Genomic DNA, 13,128 nt, shown 5'->3' on the forward strand with positions numbered 1-13,128 from the left:
TTCTTAGTTACTTTCTTTTTCTCACCGCCTCATCAGCGGCGACTTTTATATCTTATCACTTCGTTCATTCGAAGTCAACAACTTTTTTTCAACTTGTTATTCAAGTTGTTTTCATTTTGTTGTTGCCCGCCTCTTAGCGAAGCAGGAATTAGAATATACCATAGTTACTCAAGAGAATGCAACCCCTTTATTTGAATTTGTTTATCTCAGCCATGTTTCTCTTCTAACTCCTTCTATTAATAATAGGGCTGCTTAGGATAATGATGACGCAATTGGCTAGAGAAGGGGCAGCCCACTTAGCATGGAATCCCAAACTCCCAAGCTCCTTTTCAGGCTAACCCCTTATTCATAGTACTAGAAGAAAGATAGATTCCTCTCTCCCTATTAAGCAGCTATTCCTAATGGAGAGAATAGAATGTAAACAGCGATCATAAGCACGATCATGACGACGGTAAATGCCTTCGCATGTTTCCATGGCGTCAAATCTACCTTCCCCGATTCATATAACTCGAAATCCTGTTCGCGCGGTTTCCATTTCCCAACGAGCAGCATGACTAACACACAGACTGGGAACAATACACTTAAAATGTACAGGAAGTTGAGCGTACCCAAAAAGAATTTGGATAGGGTATAGAGTACAATATGGACAACCAATGCGATCTTAGGCGCAACCGCCGGTACCTTCTTGCTAAAGAAGCCGACAACGACAGCGGCAATGATCGGGATGTTATAAAATCCGAACATCTCCTGCAAGTAGTAATACAATCCTGAAGGCGCATACAAAATAAAGGGTGCAACAGCTACCGCAATAAGACCGAGCACGACGGCAAAGATTCTGCCTGCTTTCACTAGCTGCTGATCCGTCGCGTTCGGCTTGAATATCGGCTTGTATATATCCAAGGTAAACAAGGTTAACGAACTGTTGAGCGCTCCATTAAAAGAGCTTAATATCGCACCGAACAACACGGCCGCGAAAAATCCGGACAATATTGTCGGGAGGACTTCAATGACAAGTGATGGATAGGCCATATCCGCATTGCTAAGCGAATTGTTAAAGAGATGATAAGCAATAATGCCAGGTAGAACCAGATAAAACGCTCCGAAAATTTTGAACATGCCGGCATACAGCACGCCCTTTTGGCCTTCCTTCAAGTTTTTGGCGCCCAGCGTCCGCTGAACGATCGCCTGATTCGTACACCAATAGAATAAGTTGTTGAAGAGAAGCCCTGCGCAGATCGTCACCCAAGGAACTGGCGAAGAACTGTCACCAATCGAGTTCAACTTCTCGGGTTCTTTGTGCAGCAATGTGCTGACCCCGTCGAACAAATTGCCTCCTCCGAGTGCAACCAAGCCAAGCACGGTAATGAGCAGACCACCGACAATGAGGCCGACACCATTCAGCGTATCCGACAGTGCACATGCGCGCAGACCGCCTAGTACCACATAAGCAATCCCCGTAATCCCAATCGCAAGAGATACAACCAATATAATATTGAAATCACTCAAATCAAATCGAGCCGAAATATTAAAAATCGTATCAAGCACAAGTGCACCAGAATAGAGCACGGTAGGCAAATAAGCAACAGCATATCCGAGCAAGAACAAAATCGAAATAATCTGACGCGTACGCAAATCATAGCGCTGTTCCAGAAAATCCGGGATTGTCGTAATCCCTGACTTCAAATAACGCGGCAAGAAGATAAACGCCATGAAGATGAGCGCGATTGGCGACGTTACCTCCCAAGCCATGACAACCATGGATGTTGCATAGCTTTGCCCATTCAATCCAACCATTTGCTCCGTCGATAAGTTCGTCAGCAGCAGGGAGAAAGCGATTACAATACCTGACAAGCTTCGCCCGCCTAGAAAGTATCCATCCGAGCTGTTCAAATCCACACTACGCGTCTTGTACCAAGAGTACCAGGCAACAATTCCAGTATACAGTAAAAAGGTGATGACCGTGATGTAAGTCATGAAAGCCCTCCTCTATGCATAGAGAAATCTTGTGCTTATCTTTGCTAGTTCAAGTAAGGACTGCTGCACCGAGAAGGATTAAAGAATCCCCTGTTCTTACTTGATGGCAGTCACGGCAGCGGGCAATTGAACGTTTACCAGTTGGCCGCTTTCAAACGACTCCTTGCATGCATAGCCAAGCGCGGTCGACAGTACCCCGTCCTCTACCGTTACTTCTGGCTGTCTTCCCTCGAGGGTTGCCTGTACAAATTCAACTGCTTCATCCATATAAGCCTGTTCAAATCGTTCAAGGAATCCATTTGCGCACTCTCTCACGACACCCCGATCATCGAGAATCATGACTTGATTTTTCTCTGGTACAGTCCCGATGCGCAGCGATCCTTGCGTACCTATAATTTCAGTCTCGATATGATAGCCATGCGCACAATTACGACCCGCTACAAATATCCCCATCTTATTGCCTGCAAATTGTACAAGTGCCGCTCCGGTTTCTGCATCGTTCAGCTCCGCAAGCTCGGTATATCGATGAGAACCGCCGATTGCCCACACGCGTTCCGCTTCCACGCCCAAATACCACCGAGCCAAATCCAAATCATGAATTGCCATATCGAGGAACAAGCCTCCGCTATAGTTGCTCTTGGCAAATTGCATGAAGCCAGGCATCGCTTGTGCCGGATCGATTCCATAACAGCGAATCAGCACGGGTTCGCCAATCGTACCCGCTTCAATTTGTTTCTTCGCATAAGCATAAGAGCGGTCATATCTGCGCATAAAACCAAGCATGAACACCTGATTCGGATGCTTGCGAACAGCCTTCTGCACGCGCAGCGCTTCCTCCATGTACAGCCCAAGCGGCTTCTCGCTGAATACGTGAAACCCAGCTTCCAGCGCCTGCTCAATCTGTTCGCAATGATAAGAAGATGGAGAAGCAATAAAAATGGCGTCCAGTTCTTGATTGCGCAGCATATCCTCATAATTCGTATACCCGTAAGGGACTTTCAGCTCTTGTTGAGCTTCCTCCACCTCTTCCGGTATCACACTGCATACGGCCATCAATTTGCAATTCGGAATGCGATGCGCCAAATTATCCGCGTGCTGCCGCCCGAGTCTTCCTAAGCCTACAAGACCTACCGATATCTGTTTGTCCTGTTTCATCTGTTCGTCCCTCCGTTTATACGCCCGCTTGCTGCAAAATATAGTGTCTAGCCTTCATTGCGTATTCGAGCGGATTCGCCCGAGCAGGATCCTGCTCCGCTTCCACGAGCATCCAACCGCGGTATCCAGCCGTCGCAAGCGATTGAAACAACGTTTCAAAGTGAATGCATCCATCTCCGGGAACCGTGAATACCCCTTCCTTTACCGCTTGCAGGAAGCTGAGCTTTTCTTCAAGTACGCGACGCGCCACATCGATACGCACATCCTTCAAGTGAACATGCTTGATGCGATCCATATAACGATTCAATATGTATAGGGGATCCTCACCGGAAAATACAAGATGACCCGTATCGTACAGCAAGGACACCAAGTCCGGATTTGTGCTTGCCATCAGGCGCTCGATTTCCACCGTTGTCTGAACCCCAGTTCCCATATGATGATGGTACACGAGGTGCATGTCCTTAACCCGAGCCAGCTCCCCCAAACGATGAAGCCCCTCAGTTAAGCGCTTCCAATCTCCGTCGTTGAATATCGGCTTGTTATCGAAAAGCGGAGTATCCTTTTCTCCCTGTATGCTGTGTCCCTGCTCAGATACAACGATGACCTTCGAGCCCATCGCATGTAAAAAGTCGCGATGCTTAATAAATGCCTCTACCGTCTCTTCAAACGGCTTTACAGTCAGGTAAGTACTGAACCAGGCACTCGCCACCTCCAATTTCCGCAAATGCAATGCCTTCTGAAGAACCTCTACATCACGTGGATACTTATTGCCGATTTCCGTCCCCGTAAAACCGGCAAGCGCCATCTCGCTCACACACTGCTCAAACGTATTTTCTCCGCCTAATTCAGGCATATCATCGTTCGTCCAGCCAATAGGAGCAATCCCAATCTTCACACTGTCTGCTGCAAACATGCCCATTCCTCCCCAGAAGTCATCATCAAGATTCATGGAGTCAGGCGGCCGTACCCGACTATCCACCGCCTGCTCCATTACTGCTGTTTCCTGCTCTGTGACATGTTAATAAAGGTTATTACCGTCGAATTTGCCCTCAAATACACATGTGGATTGGTTAATAAGGTCGTGCCTGGCTCAGGAATTGGCGCCGCTCATCATAGGCCTGTGCAATCGCCTTCTTGCCCGACACCTCCGCTACGCCGACATTCCACCATGCATCATAGCCATGGGTCATCGTCTTCGGGAGCACCTTAATATCGATCAACGTCGATTCCTTCTGACGATTAGCTGCCATCACGGCCTGTTCGAGCTCCTTCATGGTGCGTACCGAATACGTAACCGCTCCGTACCCCGAGGCACTAAGCGCAAAATCGATGCCGACAAGAGGCCCGTCCAGCTTGCCCGTATGCGGGTTGCGCGAACGGAACTCCGTGCCGAAGCTGCCCATACCGTTGCCCATCTGCAGATTGTTAATGCAGCCGAAACCATTATTGTCGAATAGCAGGACGTTAATTTTCCGTCCCTCTTGAATGCTCGTCAGCAGCTCAGAGTGAAGCATCAAGTAACTGCCATCACCGATAAAAGCGTATACTTCTCGCTCCGGCTCCGCCATCTTCACGCCAAGCGCGCCTGCAATTTCATATCCCATACAGGAGTAGCCGTATTCCATATGGTACGAATGCGGTGTCTCAGCCCGCCACATCCGCTGCAAATCCCCTGGAAGGCTGCCGGCTGCGCCCACAACAATCGCATTGTCGCCGAGCAGTTGGTTCAAGGCGGCCACAACCTGTGTCTGCGTCAAACTGCTGCCAAGAGCCGCCACGTATTCTGGCAGTGCCTCATCCAAATGGCCCTCAATTTCTGGAGTAAATGCACCTGTGCCCTGTGCGTACTGAATCCCGGCCAACCGCTGCCATTCCTTATCCCAAGCGTCGCGCGCTTCTTGAATCTCCCCTATATATGCTGAACGGTAATCCAGAGATTGAAGCCGCTGATGAAGCTCCTCCAATCCCTCTTTTGCGTCAGCCACTATCGGAGTTGCATCCAGCTTAATCGCTTGGAATTCGGACACATTCACCGTCACGACATCCATATCAGGATTGCTGAACAGTTCCTTAGAACCTGTCGTAAAATCAGTAAAGCGCGTGCCAACCCCAATAATGAGATCCGCATCCTTGGCAATCGCATTCGCAGCCGAATTGCCTGTCACTCCGATGCCGCCCAAATTAAGCGGATGAGAGCTTGCGATTGCGCTCTTGCCCGCCTGCGTCTCGGCGAACGGGATATGGAAGGCCTCTGCAAATGCTGCCAGTACCTCTCCCGCTTCGGAATAGCGAACGCCGCCGCCGCAGATAAGCAGCGGCTTGCGCTTGCGAGCGATGAGGCGAACCGCATCCTCTAGCTGCGCCACTGACGCAGGCCGCCGATCGATTCGATGCACCCGCTTCTCGAAGAAAGAAACGGGATAATCATACGCTTCCCCCTGTACGTCCTGCGGTAATGCCAGTGTAACAGCACCGGTGTCTGCCGGATTAGTCAGCACCCGCATTGCCTGAATCAGTGCCGTCATTAGCTGCTCCGGACGCACTATTCGATCCCAATACTTGCTTACCGGACGAAAAGCATCATTCGTCGATATGGTAAGATCATTTGGCTGCTCAATTTGCTGCAGCACCGGATCGGACTGGCGAGAGGCGAACGTGTCCCCCGGAAGCAGCAGCACCGGAATTTGATTCGCCGTCGCCGTTGCCGCAGCGGTTATCATATTGGCTGCGCCTGGTCCGACCGAGGAAGTACAGGCGCATATTTGCTTGCGCCGCATCTGCTTGGCAAATGCGACGGCAGCCTGAGCCATCCCCTGCTCATTGCGACCTTGGTACACTTCCAAGCCGCCGCAGTCCTCTTCGAGCGCTTGGCCCAATCCAAGCACATTGCCATGACCAAATATCGTAAATACGCCTTTAATGAAGCGCTGCTCCACACCGTCAAACTCTACATATTGCTGATCCAGGAACTTGACGAGTGCCTGCGCCATTGTTAAACGGATCGTTTCCATCCCGAACACCATCCCTTACCAGCGCATAGTGACCATCTTTTTGCGGGTATAGAACTCTACTCCATCCGTGCCGTTCGCATGCAAATCTCCATAGAAGGAATCCTTGTAGCCAGAGAACGGGAAGAAGGCCATCGGCGCTGGAACACCAACGTTTACGCCGAGCATCCCTGCATCGATATGCTCACGGAATTGTCTCATATAAGCGCCGCTCGACGTGAAGATGCAGGCACCGTTCGCGAAGCGCGATTCATTCGCCCAAGCGATTGCCTCATCAATATCCTTCACACGCACGATTGACAATACCGGCGCAAAAATCTCATCCTGCCAAATTTTCATTTGCTGTGTCACTTCATCGAAGATCGTCGGCCCCATGAAGAAGCCCTCGCCATTGGTTTCTGCGTCCTGACGGCCGTCGCGTACAAGCTTGGCCCCCTCCTGCACGCCCGCATCAATGTAACCGATCGCTCTCTCCTTATGACCTTCGCGAATGACTGGTCCAAGGAAAACATCATCACGTTCGCCATTGCCGATGATAAGCTCGTCGGAAGCCTTCACAAGCTGTGCAACAAGCTCATCCGCAACTGATTCCTGCACGAGCACAACCGAGCAGGCCATGCAACGTTCTCCGGCCGAACCGAATGCAGCATTGATAATTTGCGTCGTAGCGTTCTCCAGATTCGCGTCTTCCATTACGATCGAGTGGTTCTTAGCTCCAGTTAAGGCCTGCACGCGCTTCAAGTTGGCAGTACCGCGCTTGTACACATACTCGCCGACTGGCTGGGAGCCAACGAAGGAGATCGCCTTCACCTGCTTATGATCAAGCAATCCATTCACGACATCATGTGCCCCATGGACAATATTCAGAACGCCCTTCGGCAAGCCCGCTTCTTCCATGAGCTCCGCCAAGCGGCAAGCCAGAAGAGGAGTACGCTCGGAAGGCTTCAACACGAACGTGTTGCCGCAAGCGATCGCCAGCGGGAACATCCAGCACGGCACCATCATTGGGAAGTTGAACGGGGTAATGCCGCCAACGACACCGATTGGATAACGGTACATACCGGATTCAATGTTGGTAGCAATGTCCGGCAGCTGCTTGCCCATCATGAGCGTTGGCGCACCGGCTGCGAATTCCACGCATTCGATGCCTCGCTGCACTTCACCGTATGCCTCTTTGAAATTTTTGCCGTTCTCAAGCGTAATCAGCTTGGCCAGCTCATCCCAATGCTCAACGAGAAGCTGCTGATACTTGAACATGATGCGTGCCCGACGCGGAACAGCAGTACGCGACCATGTGCGGAACGCTTCCGCAGCCACAGTTACCGCTTCATTCAATTCTTCCATGCTGGACAACGGGACATGCCCGATAATGTCGCCGGTAGCCGGATTGTATACCGGTTCCGTTTTGCCTGATGTTGATTCCTTCCATTGTCCCCCGACATAGTTGCGAATGGTGATTGCTTCTGTCATGTTCCATTCTCCTCTCGTCATTTCATATATAGTAAGAACATCTGAAATCCGGATGTGAACCTAGCAAACCGTTCCTTTTATACGTTCAAAGTTATAAGTTCAAAGCTTGGTGAGCATTCAGCAGCAGCATCTTCTGCTTAGCGGCTTCTTTCACAGCCTCCATCGGACGGGCGAATAAGGCAACGCGGTCGAACTCATTTGGCTTATCCAGTATTTCGCTGCGCAGTGTCTTGCCGAACGCCATGCGGAGCGCCGTACCGATATTCACCTTGCTGATGCGTGTAGCCGCAAGCCTGCGCAAATCATCGTCCTTCACTCCGGTCGATCCATGCAGCACGAGCGGCACCGATACGACGCGCTCAATCTCCGCGAGCCGTTCGTAATCGATCGGCGCGGACTGCTCTTCCATCCGATGCAGCGTACCGATCGCCACTGCCAGCGCATCGACACCAGTCTCTTCGGCAAACACTTTTGCTTCGCCTGGTGCTGTCAGTCTAGCCTCCACATTCATGGACGGATCCGTATATCCGACAGCACCAATTTCCGCTTCGACAGGAATGCCGCAGGCATGTGCCAGCTTTACAATTTCCCGCGTGTTGCGGATATTGTCCGCTAACGGCAGCTGCGAGCCGTCATACATAATGGATGTGTATCCACTCATAATCGCTTCGGCTGCCGACTCGAATCCATCGCCGTGATCCAAATGGATGCATACTGGCACCTTCGCGCGCTCAGCCAAGCTTCTGTACAGTGCTCCTGATACTTGAAGAGGCATATAGCGAAGCGCCACCTTATTTGTCGCCAATATGACTGGCCCTCCGACTTCCTCGGCTGCGGCAATGACCGCAGACGCATCCTCATAACCAAATACGTTAAATGCCGGCACGGCCGCATTGCGTTCCGGCAACCCCTGCATCATTTCCGTTAATGTAACGAGCATGAACCGTCCCTCCATGTTGAATGACTTATAACTTGCTCACTATCTCATACGCCGCAAACTTCCCCATCGGGCCGTTATGGCTGCATTCAATAGAATGCAGTTTCATTCCATTGGCCGATCTGGTCGGTGGTCTAAGCTCTATTCTCCACGCTCCGCGCTTCTGATGAATTCATCCAGTTCCGCGGTAGTTGGCATCGCGTCTGAGCAGCTATGACGCGAGATAACGATGGCAGCCGAAGCGCTGCCGTATTCCATCGCACGCGGCAAATCCCAGCCCTGCATCAACGCATAAATCATGGCAGACGCATAGGAGTCGCCCGCTCCGAACGTCTTAAGCACCTTCGTCTTGAAAATGCCCCCTCTATGCGCTTCTCCGTCTTTCGTATAGGCAATCGAGCCTTCCGACCCATGCTTAATGAGTACAACCTGCGCGTGATGCCCGAACCATTTCGCTGCAGTCAGCCGATCGTCCGCTTGCTGACCGGAGAACTTCTCCATCATGTCGAACTCTTCGCGCGTTCCAATGATAAAGTCGCATTTTTCCGCCGCAAGCTGATAATAAATCGAGGTTTCCGCAACATTTTTCCAGGTGTACGGGCGATAGTCTAGATCGAAGAATACGAATATCCCATGCTTGCGCGCATATTCCAAGGCAATGAATACCGCCTCGCGTGACGGGCTCGCAGCGAGCGCTGTTCCTGATATGAGCAACGCCTTCGTCCGCTTGATATATTCCTCAGATACCTCTTCCGGCTTAAGAAGGAGATCCGCTACATGATCACGGTACATCAGAATGCTGCAATCCGTAGGACTTTTAATTTCAGTAAAGGCTAATCCTGTCATCGCTCCCGTATCATCAACAGCAAGCTGCGACGTATCTATCGATTGATCGTTCAAATATTGTCGTATGTAACGGCCCATCTGATCATCGGACAGCTTGCCGATGAATCCGCTTTTCATGCCGAGGCGTGCCGCCCCAATTGCAATGTTGGCTGGAGATCCGCCCACGTACTTTGTGAACGTTCTTGTCTCCTCCATTGGCCGATTAATTTCGTTCGCATTTAGATCGATGCACAGTCTTCCGATGGCAATCAAGTCGAATGGCCGATCCTTAGGGAATGATAGTGTACTCATATCCAGTCAGCACCTCCATGTTCTCTGCCTCATGCCCTCTTTCTGCAGGACTGAGGCCACTATGATGCAGTCTCTTTCTGTTGCGAGTTGAGTTAAGCGCTTACCTTGTAGCTAATTATATGCACACCAATTTGGTAATGTAAACGCTTTTTTATTGATTTAATAAGTTCTTTTTTTCACTTGCACATCTTCTTTTCCTATTTAAAATAACTTGCCATTTTCCCTACTATACAGCGAAATTCCGTTCAATTATTGATTTCCCACCTTGCCAACCTCTGGAACATAGCCTATAGTTAAAATATGAGTTAAGCGCTTTCCCTACTTTGCCTAGTAAGCCGTTTTACTGTTCCATATACAGAACAATTTTTCGATTAATCAGAGAAAGCAGGGATCATTATGCTGCAAGTAGGAATCATCGGTGCCGGACGAATTGGAAAGCTGCATGCCAGCCATATTCAACAAATGAGCAATATCCGCGTTCGCGCAATATCAGACGTATATACGGAAGGGTTGAACGAATGGGCTTCCGAGCATGGAATCCCTGTTGTCACGAACGATTATCAAGATATTCTGCATGACCCGGATATTCAAGCGGTGTTTATCTGCTCACCGACCAGCACACATGCGGACATCATTTGTGAGGCTGCCGAAGCCGGCAAGCATATTTTCTGTGAGAAGCCTGTCAGCTTCTCGATCGAAACGACAGAGCAAGCATTAGCTTCGGTTAAGGAGTCCGGCGTCAAAATGCAAGTCGGCTTTAACCGCCGCTTTGACCATAATTACAAAAAAGCGCGCGACGTCGTACAATCCGGAGGGATTGGAGCCCCACACCTGCTGCGCATTACGTCGCGCGATCCAGAGCCGCCATCAGCAGAGTATATCGCCAAATCCGGCGGATTGTTCATTGATATGACCATTCATGACTTCGACATGGCTCGCTATGTCATGCAAAACGAGGTCGTTGAGGTGTATGCGCAAGGAGCGAATCTGGTCGATCCGAAAATTGGGGAATTGAATGATATCGATACAGCCATTATTAGTCTGCGCTTTGCCAACGGTGCGCTCGGCATTATCGAGAACAGCCGCAAGGCCGTGTACGGGTATGATCAGCGTCTGGAGGCATTCGGCTCTGACGGCTGTGTCTCAACACAGAACGACCGCCCTTCTACAGCGGTTGTTGCGACGGCTAGTGGAGTTCATATGGATAAGCCGCTGCATTTCTTCATCGAACGCTATACGCAGGCCTATATTCAGGAGGTTCAAGACTTCGTCCATGCCATCTTGCATGATGGCCCAGTCGTCTGTGATGCCAACGACGGATTGCAGGCGGAACGCATCGCACTAGCGGCCAAAGAGTCGCTGCGTACCGGGCTGCCTGTTAAGATAGCCCATTAACATATAGATTTGTATTTTTATAAAAACTATTCTCCACTGAGGCAAGGAGGCCGCCTTAATGTCTAAATTACTCGTATCGCCACAACCAAGAGATGAGCAAGGCAAGGTCATTTCCGTTACGCCGCAAAGCGCAGGCTGGAAGTACGTAGGATTTGAACTGTATTCCCTGCAGCCAGGCGAGATGCTTCACAACGATACAAATGAGCAGGAAGTATGCCTTGTCCTGCTAAGCGGGAAGGCTGCGGTCAGCACTTCGAAAAAATCGTTCGGTGTGCTTGGACAGCGCATGAGTGTATTTGAGCGCATTCCTCCGTATTCGGTTTACGTGCCGAACCATGATCGATATACCGTTCAGGCCGAAACGGCCTTAGAACTAGCTGTCTGTGCAGCCCCTGGCAAGGGGACATACCCAGCTCGCGTCATTGCTCCTAAAGATGTCGGTGTAGAAACACGCGGTTCCGGCAGCATCGAGCGGCATATCCATAATATTTTGCCAGAACAAAAAGAGGCGGACAGCCTGCTCGTCGTAGAGGTATTCACGCCTAGCGGTCATTGGTCCAGCTATCCGCCGCATAAGCACGATAAGGAAAATTTGCCGCATGAATCTTATTTGGAAGAAACCTATTATCATGAAGTCAATCCTGAGCAAGGGTTCGTTATGCAGCGCGTATATAATGACGACCGTTCGCTGAATGAGACGATAGCCGTACCGCACCGCCATGTCGTCCTAGTTCCAGAGGGATACCATCCGGTATCGGCGCCTCCAGGATACGAGTCCTATTATTTGAACGTGATGGCGGGACCTGTGCGTACATGGAAGTTCCACAATGATCCCGAACACGAGTGGTTATTTGAAAAAAAGTGATGCCGCTTATTTCAAGCAGTCTCTTTCAGGAGAATGGCGTAGTCCATTCTCCTTTTGTTGTATAATGAGAAATAAAGAGAAGACGTACACAAGAAGTGCGAAGAACGATGAGGAGTTACCTATGAAATCAACTATTTACGACGTAGCCAAGGCGGCTGGCGTATCCATTGCCACCGTATCGAAGGTCGTCAATCAAACAGGCAATATTAGCGCCAAAACACGTGAGCGTGTCCTCCATATTATGAAAGAGCTGCAATACCAGCCAAGTGTAGTTGCTTCCGCGTTAACCGGAAAGAAAACGTCCACCTTCGGCCTGCTCATCTCCGATCTGGCCAACCCATTTTTTGCTGAGGTGGCCCGCAATCTGGAGGATCAAGCTCAAGCGTCCGGATACAGTATTGTTATGTGCAGCACAGACAATAAGGATGATAAAGGGCTAAATTACATCTCCCTGCTGCAGCGCAAACAAGTCGATGGGCTTATCATTGCCTGCCAATTTACAAAATGGTCGCAGTTAGAAAATTATATTACCGACAGTCTCCCCATCGTGCTATTCTCCAAAGACATCACATCCCTGAGCATGCACACCGTGACCGTGGATGACTATAAAGGCGGCTACGAAGCGATTCGTTACTTGCTCCAGCTTGGACATACCGATATCGGAATCATTACAGAGGACAGCCCAAGCGGTGAGCACCGGGTTCGCGGCGCCAAGCAAGCGATGAAGGATGCAGGAATCGAGCCGAACGAACAATGGATCACAGTCGTTCACTCGTCAGTCGCAGAAGGTTGTTCCGGCGCGAATCAAATACTGCGGCAGCCCTCCCGTCCGACTGCGATATTCACCTGCAACGATTTGCTAGCCGTCGGAGCTATGCAGTCTGCACACCAGATCGGTCTGCAGGTTCCTAACGACTTGTCCATCATCGGGTTCGACGACACGATCCTGTCTCAAATCGTTGTGCCGCGTCTCACGACGATCGCACAGCCAATTCCCGAGATGGCCAAGGAAACGATTCAATTGCTGCTTCGTCAAGCGGACAATCCAGACATGCCGAAGCAAAAGATCGTGTTCCAGCCACAATTGGTTTCAGGGGATTCTACACAGGTGCGGAATATGACCACCGAATGATCCTAAGGCGAATGTTGATCTCGTAAAATAAACTGGCCATATTTGTTATTCTAAA

At 50.3% G+C, this 13,128-nt stretch carries 10 protein-coding genes; 3 read left to right on the forward strand and 7 right to left on the reverse strand.

All coding sequences use genetic code 11. From position 1 onward, the window contains the following. Nucleotides 1-384: 384 nt before the first annotated feature. The 7 genes from AZ66_RS20520 to iolC all read right to left on the reverse strand — a co-directional run bounded on the left by AZ66_RS20520 (nucleotide 385) and on the right by iolC (nucleotide 9,681). On the reverse strand, nucleotides 385-1,974 hold the full coding sequence (locus AZ66_RS20520) for a solute:sodium symporter family transporter (protein WP_021259899.1): 1,590 nt from the start codon (nucleotides 1,972-1,974) through the stop codon (nucleotides 385-387). Between the two features lie 96 nt (nucleotides 1,975-2,070). Next, nucleotides 2,071-3,129 (reverse strand): Gfo/Idh/MocA family oxidoreductase, encoded by a 1,059-nt coding sequence (locus AZ66_RS20525; RefSeq protein WP_044356541.1) that lies wholly within the window; start codon nucleotides 3,127-3,129, stop codon nucleotides 2,071-2,073. Nucleotides 3,130-3,145: 16 nt separating this feature from the next. Further along, on the reverse strand, nucleotides 3,146-4,042 hold the full coding sequence (gene iolE, locus AZ66_RS20530; protein ID WP_044356549.1) for a myo-inosose-2 dehydratase: 897 nt from the start codon (nucleotides 4,040-4,042) through the stop codon (nucleotides 3,146-3,148). 157 nt (nucleotides 4,043-4,199) lie between these two features. Beyond that, complete coding sequence (gene iolD, locus AZ66_RS20535) at nucleotides 4,200-6,140, reverse strand: 3D-(3,5/4)-trihydroxycyclohexane-1,2-dione acylhydrolase (decyclizing) (protein WP_044356542.1); 1,941 nt, start codon at nucleotides 6,138-6,140, stop codon at nucleotides 4,200-4,202. Between the two features lie 15 nt (nucleotides 6,141-6,155). After that, nucleotides 6,156-7,607: a CoA-acylating methylmalonate-semialdehyde dehydrogenase gene (locus AZ66_RS20540; protein WP_044356543.1), complete on the reverse strand. Its 1,452-nt coding sequence runs from the start codon at nucleotides 7,605-7,607 to the stop codon at nucleotides 6,156-6,158. Between the two features lie 91 nt (nucleotides 7,608-7,698). Next, nucleotides 7,699-8,547 (reverse strand): class II fructose-bisphosphate aldolase, encoded by an 849-nt coding sequence (locus AZ66_RS20545; RefSeq protein ID WP_044356545.1) that lies wholly within the window; start codon nucleotides 8,545-8,547, stop codon nucleotides 7,699-7,701. A 138-nt stretch (nucleotides 8,548-8,685) separates the two neighbouring features. Then, nucleotides 8,686-9,681, reverse strand: coding sequence for a 5-dehydro-2-deoxygluconokinase (iolC, locus tag AZ66_RS20550; protein WP_044356546.1), 996 nt, complete (start codon nucleotides 9,679-9,681; stop codon nucleotides 8,686-8,688). 390 nt (nucleotides 9,682-10,071) lie between these two features. Here iolC and iolG point away from each other — a divergent pair, with 390 nt between their 5' ends. The 3 genes from iolG to AZ66_RS20565 all read left to right on the forward strand — a co-directional run bounded on the left by iolG (nucleotide 10,072) and on the right by AZ66_RS20565 (nucleotide 13,073). Continuing rightward, complete coding sequence (gene iolG / locus AZ66_RS20555; RefSeq protein ID WP_044356547.1) at nucleotides 10,072-11,076, forward strand: inositol 2-dehydrogenase; 1,005 nt, start codon at nucleotides 10,072-10,074, stop codon at nucleotides 11,074-11,076. A gap of 58 nt (nucleotides 11,077-11,134) precedes the next feature. Then, entirely contained in the window at nucleotides 11,135-11,941 is an 807-nt protein-coding gene (gene iolB / locus AZ66_RS20560; RefSeq protein ID WP_044356548.1) for a 5-deoxy-glucuronate isomerase, read from the forward strand. A 121-nt stretch (nucleotides 11,942-12,062) separates the two neighbouring features. Next, a complete protein-coding gene (locus AZ66_RS20565) occupies nucleotides 12,063-13,073 on the forward strand; it encodes a LacI family DNA-binding transcriptional regulator (protein ID WP_044356550.1) in 1,011 nt (336 codons plus the stop codon). Nucleotides 13,074-13,128: the final 55 nt, after the last annotated feature.

The organism is Paenibacillus sp. E194 (assembly GCF_000935845.1).
Classification (GTDB): Bacteria; Bacillota; Bacilli; order Paenibacillales; family Paenibacillaceae; genus Paenibacillus_B; species Paenibacillus_B alvei_B.

Excerpts from the sequence above, each read along its gene's own strand:
- AZ66_RS20540 (WP_044356543.1), bottom strand. The coding sequence starts at position 7,607 with ATGACAGAAGCAATCACCATTCGCAACTATGTCGGGGGACAATGGAAG.
- iolE (WP_044356549.1), bottom strand. The coding sequence starts at position 4,042 with ATGTTTGCAGCAGACAGTGTGAAGATTGGGATTGCTCCTATTGGCTGG.
- AZ66_RS20520 (WP_021259899.1), bottom strand. The coding sequence starts at position 1,974 with ATGACTTACATCACGGTCATCACCTTTTTACTGTATACTGGAATTGTT.
- AZ66_RS20545 (WP_044356545.1), bottom strand. The coding sequence starts at position 8,547 with ATGCTCGTTACATTAACGGAAATGATGCAGGGGTTGCCGGAACGCAAT.
- AZ66_RS20525 (WP_044356541.1), bottom strand. The coding sequence starts at position 3,129 with ATGAAACAGGACAAACAGATATCGGTAGGTCTTGTAGGCTTAGGAAGA.
- iolC (WP_044356546.1), bottom strand. The coding sequence starts at position 9,681 with ATGAGTACACTATCATTCCCTAAGGATCGGCCATTCGACTTGATTGCC.
- iolB (WP_044356548.1), top strand. The coding sequence starts at position 11,135 with ATGTCTAAATTACTCGTATCGCCACAACCAAGAGATGAGCAAGGCAAG.
- iolD (WP_044356542.1), bottom strand. The coding sequence starts at position 6,140 with ATGGAAACGATCCGTTTAACAATGGCGCAGGCACTCGTCAAGTTCCTG.
- AZ66_RS20565 (WP_044356550.1), top strand. The coding sequence starts at position 12,063 with ATGAAATCAACTATTTACGACGTAGCCAAGGCGGCTGGCGTATCCATT.